General features: G+C 61.0%; 13 protein-coding genes. 7 read left to right on the forward strand and 6 right to left on the reverse strand.

The features are described 5' to 3' along the window. Positions 1–37: 37 nt before the first annotated feature. The 3 genes from ispG to O1W68_RS11205 all read left to right on the forward strand — a co-directional run bounded on the left by ispG (position 38) and on the right by O1W68_RS11205 (position 3954). Complete coding sequence (ispG, locus tag O1W68_RS11195; RefSeq protein WP_269303762.1) at positions 38–1177, forward strand: flavodoxin-dependent (E)-4-hydroxy-3-methylbut-2-enyl-diphosphate synthase; 1140 nt, start codon at positions 38–40, stop codon at positions 1175–1177. A gap of 77 nt (positions 1178–1254) precedes the next feature. Further along, the gene (locus O1W68_RS11200) at positions 1255–2091 is read left to right on the forward strand and encodes a GNAT family N-acetyltransferase (protein WP_269303532.1); all 837 of its coding nucleotides are present in this window, start codon (positions 1255–1257) and stop codon (positions 2089–2091) included. Between the two features lie 66 nt (positions 2092–2157). After that, positions 2158–3954 carry a penicillin-binding transpeptidase domain-containing protein gene (locus O1W68_RS11205; RefSeq protein WP_442972345.1) on the forward strand — a complete coding sequence of 599 codons (1797 nt, stop codon included), beginning with the start codon at positions 2158–2160 and terminating at the stop codon, positions 3952–3954. Positions 3955–3963: 9 nt separating this feature from the next. On the opposite strand, the gene O1W68_RS11210 is transcribed toward O1W68_RS11205, so the two are convergent. Then, positions 3964–4833, reverse strand: a complete 870-nt coding sequence (locus O1W68_RS11210; protein WP_269303536.1) for a LuxR C-terminal-related transcriptional regulator — start codon at positions 4831–4833, stop codon at positions 3964–3966. Between the two features lie 142 nt (positions 4834–4975). Between O1W68_RS11210 and map the strand changes: the two genes are divergently transcribed. Both map and O1W68_RS11220 read left to right on the forward strand, forming a co-directional pair. Continuing rightward, positions 4976–5851, forward strand: coding sequence for a type I methionyl aminopeptidase (map, locus tag O1W68_RS11215; protein ID WP_269303539.1), 876 nt, complete (start codon positions 4976–4978; stop codon positions 5849–5851). Between the two features lie 92 nt (positions 5852–5943). Beyond that, positions 5944–7461: a cobyric acid synthase gene (locus O1W68_RS11220; RefSeq protein WP_269303541.1), complete on the forward strand. Its 1518-nt coding sequence runs from the start codon at positions 5944–5946 to the stop codon at positions 7459–7461. 11 nt (positions 7462–7472) lie between these two features. On the opposite strand, the gene O1W68_RS11225 is transcribed toward O1W68_RS11220, so the two are convergent. The 3 genes from O1W68_RS11225 to O1W68_RS11235 are packed head-to-tail and all read right to left on the reverse strand — an operon-like array spanning position 7473 to position 9480. After that, positions 7473–8168, reverse strand: coding sequence for an ABC transporter permease (locus O1W68_RS11225; protein WP_269303542.1), 696 nt, complete (start codon positions 8166–8168; stop codon positions 7473–7475). After that, on the reverse strand, positions 8165–9136 hold the full coding sequence (locus tag O1W68_RS11230; RefSeq protein WP_269303544.1) for an ABC transporter ATP-binding protein: 972 nt from the start codon (positions 9134–9136) through the stop codon (positions 8165–8167). The genes O1W68_RS11225 and O1W68_RS11230 overlap by 4 nt, the downstream gene beginning before the upstream one ends. Continuing rightward, complete coding sequence (locus O1W68_RS11235; RefSeq protein ID WP_269303763.1) at positions 9118–9480, reverse strand: GntR family transcriptional regulator; 363 nt, start codon at positions 9478–9480, stop codon at positions 9118–9120. Before O1W68_RS11235 ends, O1W68_RS11230 begins: the two co-directional genes overlap by 19 nt. A gap of 133 nt (positions 9481–9613) precedes the next feature. On the opposite strand from O1W68_RS11235, the gene O1W68_RS11240 reads away from it, so the two are divergent. After that, positions 9614–10180: an alpha/beta fold hydrolase gene (locus O1W68_RS11240; RefSeq protein WP_269303545.1), complete on the forward strand. Its 567-nt coding sequence runs from the start codon at positions 9614–9616 to the stop codon at positions 10178–10180. Between the two features lie 12 nt (positions 10181–10192). Here the strand turns inward: O1W68_RS11240 and mtr are convergent, their stop codons facing one another. Next, positions 10193–11590: a mycothione reductase gene (mtr, locus tag O1W68_RS11245; protein ID WP_269303546.1), complete on the reverse strand. Its 1398-nt coding sequence runs from the start codon at positions 11588–11590 to the stop codon at positions 10193–10195. Further along, positions 11587–12627 (reverse strand): alpha/beta hydrolase, encoded by a 1041-nt coding sequence (locus O1W68_RS11250; protein ID WP_269303547.1) that lies wholly within the window; start codon positions 12625–12627, stop codon positions 11587–11589. Before O1W68_RS11250 ends, mtr begins: the two co-directional genes overlap by 4 nt. Before the next feature lie 161 nt (positions 12628–12788). Between O1W68_RS11250 and mqo the strand changes: the two genes are divergently transcribed. Continuing rightward, entirely contained in the window at positions 12789–14324 is a 1536-nt protein-coding gene (mqo, locus tag O1W68_RS11255; RefSeq protein WP_269303549.1) for a malate dehydrogenase (quinone), read from the forward strand. The last annotated feature ends 3 nt before the right edge of the window (positions 14325–14327 follow it).

Genomic DNA, 14327 nt, shown 5'->3' on the forward strand with positions numbered 1-14327 from the left:
AGAAGGCAACGAAGTGACTGTGTCAGTCGGATTGGGAATGCCGGCGCCGCCGGTTCCCGTACTCGCTCCTCGACGTAAGACTCGTCAACTGCAGGTCGGCACCGTCGGTGTCGGCAGTGACCACCCGATCTCGGTGCAGTCGATGACCACAACCAAGACCCACGACATCAACGCCACACTGCAACAGATCGCAGAGTTGACGGCGTCGGGGTGTGACATCGTTCGCGTGGCATGCCCCACACAAGAGGATGCCGACGCGCTGTCCATCATTGCCCGGAAGAGCCAGATACCGGTCATTGCCGATATCCACTTCCAACCCAAGTACATCTTTGCGGCGATCGATGCCGGTTGCGCGGCCGTTCGTGTGAACCCCGGCAACATCAAGGAGTTCGACGGGCGTGTCAAAGAGGTCGCGAAGGCAGCCCGCGAGGCCAACATTCCCATCCGAATCGGCGTCAATGCTGGATCGCTCGACAAACGGATGATGGACAAGTACGGCAAGGCCACACCCGAGGCGCTCGTCGAATCGGCGTTGTGGGAAGCGGGATTGTTCGAGGAGCACGGCTTCGGAGACATCAAGATCTCGGTCAAGCACAACGATCCCGTCGTGATGGTCGCTGCCTACGAACAACTTGCTGCGCAGTGCGACTATCCTCTGCACCTCGGAGTGACAGAAGCCGGGCCCGCATTCCAGGGCACCATCAAATCTGCGGTGGCGTTCGGGGCGTTGCTCTCTCGTGGGATCGGCGACACGATTCGAGTGTCGCTCTCCGCGCCACCGGCCGAGGAAATCAAGGTCGGAAACAAGATTCTTCAGTCGCTCAACCTCCGCCCACGCAAGCTGGAGATTGTCTCCTGCCCGTCGTGCGGCCGCGCTCAGGTAGACGTATACAAGCTCGCCGACGAGGTCACCGCCGGGCTCGATGGCATGGAGATCCCACTTCGGGTTGCGGTCATGGGGTGCGTGGTGAACGGACCCGGTGAAGCTCGGGATGCAGATATCGGCGTGGCGTCCGGCAACGGCAAAGGGCAGATCTTCGTCAAGGGCAAGGTCATCAAAACGGTTCCCGAAGCTCAGATCGTCGAGACCTTGATCGAGGAAGCAATGCGCATCGCCGAAGAATTCGAAGATGATGAGAGTGCGGATGCAGGCACCCCTGTCGTGACGGTCAGCTGATTGTCACACTTCTGCACGTAAGTCTGGCAATCTGGTCTTCTATGTCAGTGGATGCGTTGGTCGAGGAGGTGGCGTAAGTGCTCAAACTCCTGGGCGCGAAGCCGCTGAGTGGGAAGGACACGGCGCAAGTTCTCCGTGTCCTCGACGCCGACCCGGTTGCCTCGTGCATGATCGCCGCGCGAGTGCAGGATTCGGGGCTCGACCCGCGATCGTTCCACGGCGAGATGTGGAGTCGAGGTGGCCCGGACGAGTCGTTGTGTTTCTACGGTGCCAATCTCGTTCCACTTCTGGGTTCGGTCGATGATCTGCGATCGTTCGCCGACCGCGCCTGTCGTGGTCCGCGAATGTGCTCTTCGCTTGTCGGCCGCGCTGAACTGACGTTGCCGCTATGGGAGATGCTCGAACCCGACTGGGGTGCCCCGCGCGAGTTGCGCAGCGAGCAACCATTGCTGGCGACATCGACGTATTCCGTATTTCCGCCCGATCCACTGGTCAGACTTGTGCACGCCGACGAACTCGACGTTTACCTAAGTGCGGCCGTCGCTATGTTCATCGAGGAAGTCGGTGTCGATCCACAGGCAAACGACGGTGGTAGGGGTTATCGCCGTCGGATCGCCAGTCTCATCGCCGCTGGCCGAGCCTGGGCGCGATTCGAGGACGGACAAGTCATCTACAAGGCCGAAGTCGGATCGCAGTCCGCATCGGTCGGTCAGATTCAAGGTGTGTGGGTGCACCCGCTCTACCGTGGGCAGGGCCTCGGATCGGCGGGTACGGCCACCGTCGTCGACTCCGTGGTGCGCAGCGGTCGTATCGCCAGCCTGTACGTCAACAGCTTCAATTGGCCCGCGCGCCGCGCGTACAGCCGTATCGGTCTCGAGCAGGTCGCCACGTTCACCACAGTCCTTCTGGACTAGAGCGCGATTCGCTACGCTCGCGCGCGCTCTCGCCGAACTACGATGAGCGCGATGAGGTTCTCGGATATGCGGCGCGTTCGACGACCCGCGGTGGCAGCACTGGTGTGTGTCTTCGTCGTCGGAACTGCAGTTGGGTGTACCCCCGCACCGGATGGTCCCGAACCTGCAGCTCAGGAATTTCTGGCGGCCTTCGCTTCGAACGACATCGAAGCGGCCTCGGCGAAGACCGATCTTCCCGAATCGGCGGCAGAAGCGTTGGCCGATACCTGGCAGAACCTGCAAGCCGAATCCATGGATGCCCGCACGACTTCGGTGCGCGTCGACGGTGACACAGCGCTGGTCGGCTACACCTACCAATGGCACCTTCCCAAGGACCGAGTCTGGTCCTACGACGGAGAACTGCAAATGGGCCGTGCCGATGGCAATTGGGGAGTGCGGTGGACGTCGACCGATATTCACCCGGGGCTCGGTGACACTCAGACCATGGAATTGCGCTCGACGTCGCCACCGCGGGCACGCGTCAACGAGCGGTCGGGGTCGGACGTCCTGGTGCCCGGTGTGGTGCACCGCGTCAAGGTGAACGCTGAAGAATCCGAAAACATCGTGTCGTCCGCGACCGGGCTGGCATCCATTCTCGCGCCGTTCGATTCGAGTATTTCGGCGCAAAGCATCGTAGAGTCGGCGACATCGACCAAGGGTGACTATCCAGTTGCGCTGCTCCGCGCCGAGGACTACGAGACCGTCTCGGCGTCGCTGGCAGCACTTCCGGGAGTGACCGTCTCCGGCGAGTCCGATCTGCTCACTACCGATCCGACGTTCGCCCCCGATTTGATCTCTCAGGTGAAGAAAACCGTCATCGACGAGGTCGACGGTAAAGCCGGGTGGAGCGTGGTCACGGTGAACCGGAACGGGGTCGACGTCGACGTACTGACCGACACTCCTTCGCAACCCGCGCCCTCGGTGTCCATCAGCCTCGATCGCAACATTCAGGTGGCAGCACAGAATGCGGTGAACGCGCGGATCGAACAAGCCATGATGGTGGTAATTCAGCCGTCCACGGGGGCGATTCTCGCAGTTGCCCAGAACAAGGAAGCCGATCGTGACGGTCCTGTTGCGTCCGCCGGGCTGTACCCGCCCGGGTCGACCTTCAAGATCATCACAGCCGGCGCAGCCATATCGTCGGGACTCGCGACGCCGGACACGACGGTGCCGTGCCCAGGGCGCATCGAGATCGGCGAACGCAGCATCCCGAACTACAACGAATTCTCACTCGGGAACGTATCGATGGGAACCGCATTCACTCGCTCCTGCAATACGTCCTTCGCCAAGCTCGCCAGCGAAATGGAACCTGACGCGCTCACCGTGGCAGCGTCACAGTTCGGGGTCGGTCCGGACTACGACGTCGTGGGTTTGCCCACCGATTCCGGGTCGGTGCCACCGGCCGAAGAATTGGTCCAGCGCACCGAGGACGGATTCGGTCAAGGCAAGGTCGTGGTCTCGACGTTCGGAATGGCGCTTGCAGCTGCCACCGTAGCGCGCGGGTCGACGCCGGAACCGAATCTGATCGTGGGCCGGGAAACCCGGATCGAGGGCGACCATCCACCGATTTCGCCGCTGATGGTCGACGGGCTTCGAGGGATGATGCGCTCGGTCGTCACCAGTGGTACCGCCGAGCGGATCGCCGATCAAGGCGAGGTGTACGGCAAGACGGGGGAGGCCGAGGTCGAGGGCGGTTCGCACGCGTGGTTCGTCGGTTACCGCGGTGACCTGGCATTCGCTACCCTCGTCGTTCGCGGCGGAAGCTCCGACAACGCGGTGGCGGTCACCAGGGAAATGTTCGAGCAGTTGCCCATGGACTATTAGGGGGGACTATTAGGGCAGTAGCCCGCGGCGCCGCGCGGTGACCACTGCTTCATGTCTGGTCCTGGCGCCCGTCTTGTTCATGGCGGTGCGAAGGTACGACTTGACTGTCTCCGGACCGAGTGACAACCGCTGCGCTGTCTCGGCATTGGTGCATCCGAGGGCGATCTGGGCCAGGACGTCGATCTCGCGAACCGAGAGTCGGACCTCGGTGTCGTGCTGCTGGTCCGTCGATCGAAGCGACTCCGACATTCGGTCCGACAGCATTCTCAGCTCGGCCCGAGTAGACGCATCGGACGTCGTACTCGCGAGCGTCCTCAGTTCCGCGTAGATGTCGCGCAATTCCGCGGTGGCCGCCGAGTGCCCGGTGAAGCCGGCTTGCGCGCCGGCACTGGAATCGAGCAATCTGAGGCGAATGTCCACCTCGTCTCGGATAGCGATCTCGTGACTCAGCCGTCGAGATGCCTTCACCATCATCTCGGCAATTCGGTCGCCAATGGGGCCGCGTTCGCGGACAGCTGCGTACATGACTGCGCGTGAGGCGCCTGCGACGACGACCGGAACAGCGAGGATCGAGCGCAAGCCCTCGCCGAGAACGGGTCGGTCGTAGTCGTGCGTGATGTACTGCGAGCTTCCGTAGTCACTGACAGCCGCAGGTTGTTGCTGGTCGAGGACGCGACCGCCGAGGCCGGATCTACTCGGGATCAACAGTCCATCCAGTCCCTTGGTTCGGGTGCCGTGGAATTCGCTCAGATACAAGGTGTTGCCGGCGGACACTTCACCGCCGAATACCACCGGCACTCCGGACGATGCCACGATCTGCCGCAGTTCTGCGCGAAGCGCGTCACCGTCTCGCGGGCGCAGCACGTCGGTGGTCGGCATAATCACCTCTTTCGCAAAACATCAGTTCCTTTTCCGAACGTCAGTGATCTGAATCATAGATGGCGCATCGAGGTCGGTACATGCGCGGTCGGTCCGGGGACCGACTACGCATACACCGATGTACAGCGCATACGCTGAAGCCATGTCTGTGACAGCCGAGAGCAAGCCCCGTAAGCCACTCGTGCCAGGCGTCGTGTCGCCCACACTGCCCGTGCCGAATTCGATCGAACGCCCCGAGTACGCCTGGAAGCCGACGGCGAACGAGGGAAACGAACCTTGGGTTCAGACACCCGAGGTCATCGAAAAGATGCGTGTTGCCAGCAAGATCGCTGCGCGGGCACTGCAGGAGGCGGGCAAGGCGGTAGCGCCCGGGGTCACGACCGACGAACTCGACCGGATCGCCCACGAGTACATGATCGACCACGGTGCCTACCCGTCGACGTTGGGTTACAAGGGTTTTCCCAAGTCGTGCTGCACCTCTCTCAACGAGGTCATCTGTCACGGTATCCCCGACTCGACGGTAATTCAGGACGGTGACATCGTGAATATCGATGTCACGGCATACATCGACGGAGTGCACGGCGATACCAATGCGACCTTCCTCGCCGGCAATGTGTCGGAGGAGGCACGCCTGCTGGTGGAGCGGACTCATGAGGCGACGATGCGGGCCATCAAGGCAGTCAAGCCGGGTCGGGCGCTCAATGTGATCGGCCGAGTCATCGAGTCGTACGCGCACCGTTTCGGATATGGCGTCGTGGAGGACTTCACCGGCCACGGCATCGGTACCACGTTCCACAGCGGTCTCGTCGTTCTGCACTACGACCAGCCGTCGGTCGAGACGATCATCGAGCCCGGCATGACCTTCACCATCGAGCCGATGATCAATCTCGGCGGGATCAACGCCGAAATGTGGGACGACGGCTGGACGGTGGTCACCCACGACCGGAAGTGGACTGCGCAGTTCGAGCACACCTTGGTGGTCACCGAGACCGGTAGTGAGATCCTCACGCTGCCGTGAGTGGAGCTTGCGGAATGAACCGATTGCTGTGAGTGGAGCTTGCGGAATGAGCCGACTGCTGTGAGTGGAGCTTGCGGAATGAGCCGACTGCTGTGAGTGGAGCGGGGCGCGGCGGCGCGTTGTTGGTGGCTGGGACGACGTCGGATGCGGGTAAGAGTGTTCTCGTCGCCGGTTTGTGCCGGTTGTTGGCACGCAGAGGTATGTCGGTTGCACCGTTCAAGGCACAGAACATGTCGAACAACTCGGTGGTGACGCTGGACGGTGGAGAGATCGGGCGGGCGCAGGCGTTTCAGGCGAGTGCCTGTGGTCTGGAACCTAGTGTTCGTTTCAATCCGGTGTTGTTGAAGCCGGGCAGCGATCGGACGTCGCAATTGGTGGTTCGGGGTCGCGCTGTCGCGAATGTATCGGCGTCGAGTTACGTCGAGCATCGTCAGTCGCTTCGTGCTGTGGTCGCTGCCGAGTTGGAGTCGCTTCGCAGGGATTTCGATTTCGTGATCTGTGAGGGGGCTGGATCTCCGGCGGAAATCAATCTGCGCGAGACGGATCTCGCGAACATGGGGTTGGCGACGGCTGCACGGCTTCCGGTCATAGTGGTGGGGGATATCGATCGTGGGGGAGTGTTGGCCCACCTCTACGGCACGGTGGCGATACTCGACGAGGCTGATCAGGCGTTGATCGCAGGCTTCGTGATCAACAAGTTTCGCGGCGATCCGTCGTTGCTGGCTCCTGGACTCGTCCAGCTCGAAACTTTGACGGGTAGGCCCACTTATGGGGTGGTTCCCTACGCCGACGGTCTATGGATGGATGCCGAGGACTCGCTCGGTGTCGTCGCGGACGCCCCGGTGGGTAGGCCACGTCCGCCGGTGGGGTCGCAGTGGTTGCGTGTCGCTGCCGTGCGGCTACCTCGGATTTCCAACACGACTGATGTCGAGGCACTCGCGTGCGAGCCTGGGGTTTCGGTCAACTGGGTGACCGAGCCGTCGCGATTGACCGACGCCGATCTGGTCATCGTTCCCGGCAGCAAAGCGACACTGTCGGATTTGCAGTGGTTGCGGAAAACTGGCCTGGCCGAGGCCATCAGCGACCGGGTGGAGGCTGGACGCCCGGTTCTCGGAATTTGTGGCGGGTATCAGATGCTCGGTCGAACGATTACGGATGGAATCGAATCCGCGGATGTTCGGGCTTCGGGACTTGGATTACTCGATCTCGATATCGAGTTCGAGAGCGACAAGGTTCTTGCGGGCGTGGACGGGGAATCACCGTTTTTCGGCGTCCGTGATGTCACGGGTTACGAGATTCATCACGGACGCGTCGCGCACAGTGGCGACACGCCACTGTTTCGGTATCGTGACGGCCGACCGGAGGGGAGTGTGCGGGAGGCTGTCATGGGTACGCATTGGCACGGTGTGCTCGAATCCGATTGTTTCCGTAGAGAATTCCTCCGATGGGCGGCCGCTCGTGCTGGACGCAATGATTTTGTCGTAGCAGCGGACACTTCGGTGGCTGGGTTGCGTGAGGAGCAACTCGACCTGTTGGCGGATCTGGTCGAGAACAACGTCGACGTCGACGCCGTGATGACCGTGATCGAACGCGGCGTCGACGCGAACTAGCAGCGCGAGATCTATGCGGTCGCTCGCCGGAGTCCGGCCCACCCTGCAAGCCCGAAGATTGCGGTCAGCACCAGTGGAATGACGACCAGGAGCAGAATTCGGGGCGTGTCGACGAAGAAGTCGCCGACCTCGGGCCACCACCGCTGCCAGGTGACCACAATTGCGCCTCCTCCGAGGAGAACGATCGAGGCCAGGCCGAGCCCGAAGATCCCGGTGACACGATATCGCTGGTAGACGGCACCGACCACAAGCCCGATCGCAGCGACGAGCAAGACAGTGGTGAAGATGCCGAGCCATTGCAGAGCCGGATCGTCCGTCGCATAGCGGAAGATTCCGAACATTCGGAGTTTGACCCCGAAGCCTCCTGTCGCCGCTTCTATGATCGAGAGAACGTACACCAGCGTTGCCAGAACTGCTGATTGGACGAGGGCTACCAGTGCGCTGGCATCGAAGAATTCTCGACGAGTGACACTTATTCCGAGCGCAAAAGGAAACGTCTGGGTAACGGCCTGGATGTAGAACCCGATGGCGAACCCGTACATCGAGAAGACGGATCCGGTGAAGTTGTATTCGTTGTCTGTCGTGGGCACGAGGGCGAAGATGGTGTAGCTGATGACGAACGAAATGGCGAGCACTACCAGTGGCCAGCCGATGATCAAAGGCCATGCGATGGCGTGCATTCGAGCGACGTTCAGAGTTCGTTTCACAATGCCGACTCCTTGTCGGTCGGATCCGATGCCTTCATCGAATCGCTGCCGGGTGCGGTGGTGTTGCGGATGATCAACTGCTGCAAAGACAACGGCTCGATCTCGATCCCGAGTGATGTTGCTCGTGAGCGATCCTCGAAGGACAGTTGACGCTCGATGCTCACTCGTGCGAAGGTCCCGAACGATTCTCGATGCAATACACGGCGGTCGCCCAGAAATCGGTCCACTGCATCGGCGGCTCCGGAGAGAGCGAACGCGCTCTGGCGTAGGTCCTCCGCGTCAGCGTCGATCACGATTGTGCCCTTGTCGATCAAGAGCACGTGTTCGAGAAGATCGCTGACCTCGTCGATAAGGTGTGTGGACAGGATGACCGTTCTAGGGTTCTGCGAGTAGTCGGCGAGAAGTCGGTCGTAGAACATGTGGCGGGCAACGGCATCGAGTCCGAGATACGGTTCGTCGAAAAAGGTAAGCGGTGCTCGCGACGCCAATCCGATTACGACCCCGAGCGTGGAAAGCATGCCGCGTGAGAGCTTCTTGACCTTACGGCCGGCAGGTAGATCGAAGTCGTTCATCAACTCCTTTGCGAACTGTCGATCCCAATGTGGGAGAAGCCTTGCCGCACAGTCGATAACATGACGAACCTTGAAGTCCTCCGGGTACTTCTGGCTTTCTTTGACGAAGCAGACTTTCGCAAGTGCGGATGCATTCTCGTACGGGCGACTGCCGAATATTTCGATGTCGCCAGATGATTGGCGGCTTTGCGCTGTGAGCATCTGCATCACGGTCGTCTTGCCTGCCCCGTTTCGTCCGAGAAGTCCGTAGATCTTGTTTTCTCGGATGTCGAAGCTGACGCCGTCGACCGCGGTGAAGTCGCCGAATCGTTTCGTCAGATTTCGGGCCGAGGCGATGACGGGGGTGTCGTCGACCACGCTGAGATCATGACGGTCCATCATGTTGCTTCCTCCCATTTGTCGAGCATGATTTTCAACTCGTCGAGGTCTATGCCGAGCTTGTTCGCTTCGGTGATGAGCGGTTCGACGAACTGTCGTGCGAAGTCGTCTCGTCGTCGAAATCGAAGCGCATCCCGTGCGCCGTTCGTGACGAACATGCCGATGCCTCTCTTCTTGTAGAGGATGCCGTCGGCGACGAGTTTTGCCAGGCCTTTGCCCGCTGTCGCTGGATTGATGCGATGGAATGCCGCCAACTCGTTCGTCGAGGGCACCTGGGTTTCTTCGACGAGGGTCCCGTCGATGATCGAGTTCTCGACCATCTCGGCAATCTGGATGAAGAGAGGTCGGCCCTCGTCCATCAATGGTGTCTCCACGAGCTTCGTTGCTTCTGTGGTTCATTACTCATGTAACTAACCATAGAGATTCGGCAATGCGAGCGCAATGCCTCGGCGGTTGCGAATGTCTCCGATCGGACGTGCAGTAGCGTCCTATCTCATGGAGTACAAGCAGGTATCGACGGCCGGCGGGACTCGCACGGTGCGTATCGCCGGACCGGAATCCAGGCATGTCGTGCTGTTGCTTCCGGGTCTGGATGATCGCCCCGACGTATTCGACGGAGTATCCGAGCGTCTGCACAATTCCGACCTGAAAACCGTTGCAGTGGAGGATGTGCGAGGACTCGACGGCGATGCCATGGTGGCAATACTCGACGAACTGTCGTTGCCCTGGGTGCACCTCGTCGGCAATCGAGAGGGCGCTGAACTGGCGTGGACGCTGGCGGCCCGAACATTCGGCCGATTCGCGAGCCTTGTCGCATGCGACCGCGGGCACCCGGCCGTCGCAGATCAGGATGGGGTCGTTCGCGCTTCGGACTGCTCGCCCGTCGAACTGCCGACCACGATCGTGATCGGCAGTTCGCTGAAACGAGCGAGTGCGGACGGCAGCGGGAGGTTGGTCTATTCGGACTTCAGGGTCGTCCAGCTGGACGGTGTGGGCAACATCCCGAGCGATGCAACAGCCGAACTTGCTACCGAAATCGCGCTCCGCACCAACCCTTGGTGATGGGGAGCACTCTCACACGTCGAGGCCGAGCAGTGCGTTCTCGACCACTTCGGGCAGTCCGGGGTGAATCCAGTACTGCCCGCGAGCCATATCGAGGGCGGACGTTCCGAAACTCATGGCTTGGATGAGCGGCTGAATGACCGTCGGTGCCTGAGCGCCGAGGACATGAGCGCCCAGTATGCGGCCGGTCTTCTTTTCCGCAATGATCTTGCAGAAGCCTTCTTGGTCCTCCATTGCCCAGCCATACGCGACGTCACCGTAGTTTTGGATCTTGACGGTGATGTCCAGCCCTGCACTACGAGCTTGATCCTCGGTCAGGCCGACCTCGGCGATCTGAGGATGCGTGAATACGGCCGCGGGCACGAACCGGTGGTCGTGCTTCCACAGGTTCGTCGTGTCCTGCCAGGCATTGTGCAGCAGGTTGTGTTGCACTACGCGCGCTTCGTGGTTTGCAACGTGTTTGAGTTGAAAAGCGGACGAGACGTCACCGAGTGCGAAGACGCCCTCGGCACTCGTGCGACCGTATTCGTCGACTCGAACTCGACCGTCCTCTTCGAGTTCGACACCGGCCTTTTCCACGTCGAGGCGATCTCCGTTGGGCACGCGTCCGACGGCGACGAGTAGAGCGTCGCCGAGGATTCGGGTGCCGTCGGAGAGTTCGAGACCGACGTTGTCGCCCTCGGAGATCGCTTTTGCCTCGCCGGAATCGAGATGGACGTCCCAGTTCTTCTGGGCGTGTTCGGTGAATCGATCCGATATGTCTGTGTCGAGACCGCGCAGCAGTGCGCCCTTGCGGGCGACGATCGACACTGTGGATCCGAGCGCGCCGAACACATGCGCGAATTCTGCTGCTATATAGCCTGATCCGAGGATGACGAGATGCTCCGGTAACTCGGGCAGTCGCATGACGTCGTCGTTGGTATGAAACGGCACGCCGCTGTCGAGTATCTGCTGAGGCACAACCGGCCTGGATCCAGCGGCGATGACGACCTGGTCGGCGGTGATCACTTCGCCGGCGCCGGTGTCGATCGTGCGGGGCCCGACGAACGACGCGTGGCTGGAGAACAGGGTGACGTTCCGGCTACCGCTCTCGCGGTAGTTCTTGCCGCCCTCGGACATGGGGTCGATACGACCGAACACCCGGCCGACTATGTCGGACCAGCGGACGCGATCGATCGAGGAGTCGATTCCGTAGCGTGCCGAATCTCGGATCGTCTGCGCGACCTCGGCCGCGTAGACGAACATCTTCGTCGGGATGCAACCGACGTTGAGGCAGGTGCCTCCGAACGGTGAATGCTCTTCGAAAATTGCCACCGTCTTGTCCGAGAACTGCTCGTCGGCGATGGAGTTGCCCGAACCTGATCCGATGATCGCGATGTCGAAATGACGACCGGTTGCCTGACTGCTCACGAAATTGTCCCTAGCTCGTTGTGGTTTCGTCCGGAATCTCGTTCGATGTGCTCACTTCGATGCAACCACTCGAGCCACTCGTCGACCTCGTCGAGTGCCCGGGCCCGCGGTACGTCCTGTGAAAGAAAGACGTCGTGGCGGGCGCCCTCGATGGGGACGATCGTCGTACGATCGCCCAGGCAGCCTGCCCAGCGCGCGATTTGACGAACATCGAGCACCGCATCGGCAGCGTCGATCTCGGAACTGTACTTGCGGGAGAAGTGCGTCACTTTCGATCGCAGAATCAGCGAAGGAATGCCGATGTCGAGACCTCGATGCAGCTTTGCATGCCCGTGACGGATCGCGCGGATCCAGCCGAACGTGATGGGGAAGCCGGACAGCGGCTTCCAGTCGAGGTTGTAGTCCCACTCACCGTGCTCGGAGGCAGCAAGCGAGAGGCCATAGGTGTCCAGACCCATACCGGGCAACGCAGTCTTGGCCTTGACCTTGCCGATGACGCCGATCGCGGTTGTGCCGACGCTACGAACCGCCGCGGGGCCCTGAAGGTCGAACCAAGGGCTGTTCAGGATGACACCGTCGATACCGAGGCCGGTGGTGCCGCCGTCCTGACGGTTCAAGCGATCGAGCCACAAAGGAAGAATCAGCCCGCCCGTGGAATGAGCGAGGAGCAACACCGACTTGCCGCTCGGCTCCCTGCGAACCAGCGAGAGCGCTTCGTTCAACTCGTCGTCGTAGAACGCCAGATCCGTCACGAAGTGCGGTGTTTGGCCTTCACGCAGAGACCTTCCGCACTTACGCAGGTCCAGCGCGTAGAACGCATAACCTTTGGCTGCGAAATGTTCGGCCAGGTGCTGTTGGAAGAAATAGTCGGTGAAGCCATGGACGTAGATCACCGCTCGATCGAAGGACGGAGCATCTGCGGGTTGGTATCGAACGAGAGTCGCCTCGACCTGCCCTTCACCGTCCGGATCTTCACCGAGGCGGATGGTGGTCTGCTCGTAGCCGTCGCCGAGGACATCGGGTACCCAGGTAGTCACAGATCACAACTGTAGTAGCAGGTGCAAAGCGCACTTCGAGAGCACAATCGAAGAAGGGCTTGAAAGCGCTTCGAGTCGGGTATCTACGGCCGGGTAATGTAGCCGTCACCTGAGCAGAGTTTCCTCACGCGAGTACTCACGAACAAGGAAGTCGATCTCCAGTGTCAAATGAACAGCGCTCGAATCAAGAGCAGGTCAAGCGAGTGAAAACCGATGTGGTGCTCGTTGGCGCCGGAATCATGAGCGCAACTCTCGGGGCACTGCTTCGACAGTTGGAACCCGATTGGTCGATCGATGTGTACGAGCGACTCGACGCCGCTGCCGCCGAAAGCAGTGACGCATGGAACAACGCCGGCACCGGCCATTCCGCGCTGTGTGAGCTCAACTACACGCCGCAGAACAAAGACGGTTCCGTCGACATCGCCAAGGCGCTCAACGTCAACGAGCAGTTCCAGGTCTCCCGTCAGTTCTGGGCGCACAGCCTGGAAACGGGCATACTGAGCGACGCGAAGAACTTCATCAATCCGATCCCGCACGTGAGCTTCGTTCATGGTGAGGACAACACCAAGTACTTGAAGGCTCGATACGACGCCCTGGCTTCGAATCCACTGTTCGAAGGTATGGAGTACATCGACAGTCCGGACGAGTTCACGCGTCGACTTCCGCTCATGGGTGCGGGTCGCGACTTCTCCGATCCCGTCGCGCTCAACTGGAGCGACAACGGAACCGACGTCGACTTCGGTGCACTCACACGCCAACTTCTGAACTACCTCTCCGGGGCCGGTGCCACCGTGCACTTCGGAAACGACGTGCGGAACATCTCTAAGCAGTCGGACGGGACGTGGGACGTCAAGGTGGCAAACCTTCGCACCGGTTCCAAGAAGACGGTCAACGCCAAGTTCGTGTTCGTCGGCGCGGGTGGCGGTGCTTTGCATCTGCTCCAGAAGTCGGGCATCAGCGAGATCAAGGGCTTCGGAGGGTTCCCGGTCAGCGGTGAGTGGCTGCGCTGCACCAACCCCGAGCTCATCGAGCGGCACTCGGCCAAGGTGTACGGCAAGGCCTCGGTCGGTGCGCCCCCGATGTCGGTGCCACACCTCGACACACGTGTCATCGGGGGCAAGCCCGGTTTGCTCTTCGGTCCGTACGCAGGATGGTCGCCGAAGTTCCTCAAGGAAGGAAAGCTGACCGATCTACCTTCGTCGGTCAAGCCGGGGAACTTGATGTCGATGCTCGGCGTGGGCGTCACCGAGCTCGGACTCGTGAAGTACCTACTGAGCGAACTGTCGCAGTCGCAGGCCGATCGCGTGGAAACGCTTCGCGAGTTCGCACCCAAGGTTCTCGACAAGGACTGGGAGATCGTCACCGCCGGGCAGCGAGTCCAGGTGATTCGAAAGAAGGGCCGCGGCGGAGTTCTCGAGTTCGGCACCGCGGTGATCAACGCTGCAGACGGGACGATCGCGGGACTGCTCGGTGCATCGCCTGGTGCTTCCACTGCGGTACCGGCGATGCTCGATGTGTTGCAGCGATGCTTCGGAGACCGCTACGAGGCATGGCAGCCCAAGCTCAAGGAGATAGTGCCTTCACTCGGAGTCAAGTTGGCCGAGGATCGTTCACTGTTCCGCGAGATTTTCGACTGGACCTCGCGTGCGCTCGAGCTGGACGAGTCCTCCCAACTCGCACAGCGCACCGGCGTGTGATAG

The sequence above is a fragment of the Rhodococcus sp. H36-A4 genome, assembly GCF_027158005.1.
Lineage (GTDB): Bacteria > Actinomycetota > Actinomycetes > Mycobacteriales > Mycobacteriaceae > Rhodococcoides.

What these genes read in the sequence shown, in the direction of transcription:
- O1W68_RS11240 (WP_269303545.1), top strand. Translation starts at nt 9,614, where the DNA reads ATGGAGTACAAGCAGGTATCGACGGCCGGCGGGACTCGCACGGTGCGT.
- map (WP_269303539.1), top strand. Translation starts at nt 4,976, where the DNA reads ATGTCTGTGACAGCCGAGAGCAAGCCCCGTAAGCCACTCGTGCCAGGC.
- O1W68_RS11210 (WP_269303536.1), bottom strand. Translation starts at nt 4,833, where the DNA reads ATGCCGACCACCGACGTGCTGCGCCCGCGAGACGGTGACGCGCTTCGC.
- O1W68_RS11205 (WP_442972345.1), top strand. Translation starts at nt 2,158, where the DNA reads ATGCGGCGCGTTCGACGACCCGCGGTGGCAGCACTGGTGTGTGTCTTC.
- ispG (WP_269303762.1), top strand. Translation starts at nt 38, where the DNA reads ATGCCGGCGCCGCCGGTTCCCGTACTCGCTCCTCGACGTAAGACTCGT.
- O1W68_RS11230 (WP_269303544.1), bottom strand. Translation starts at nt 9,136, where the DNA reads ATGGGAGGAAGCAACATGATGGACCGTCATGATCTCAGCGTGGTCGAC.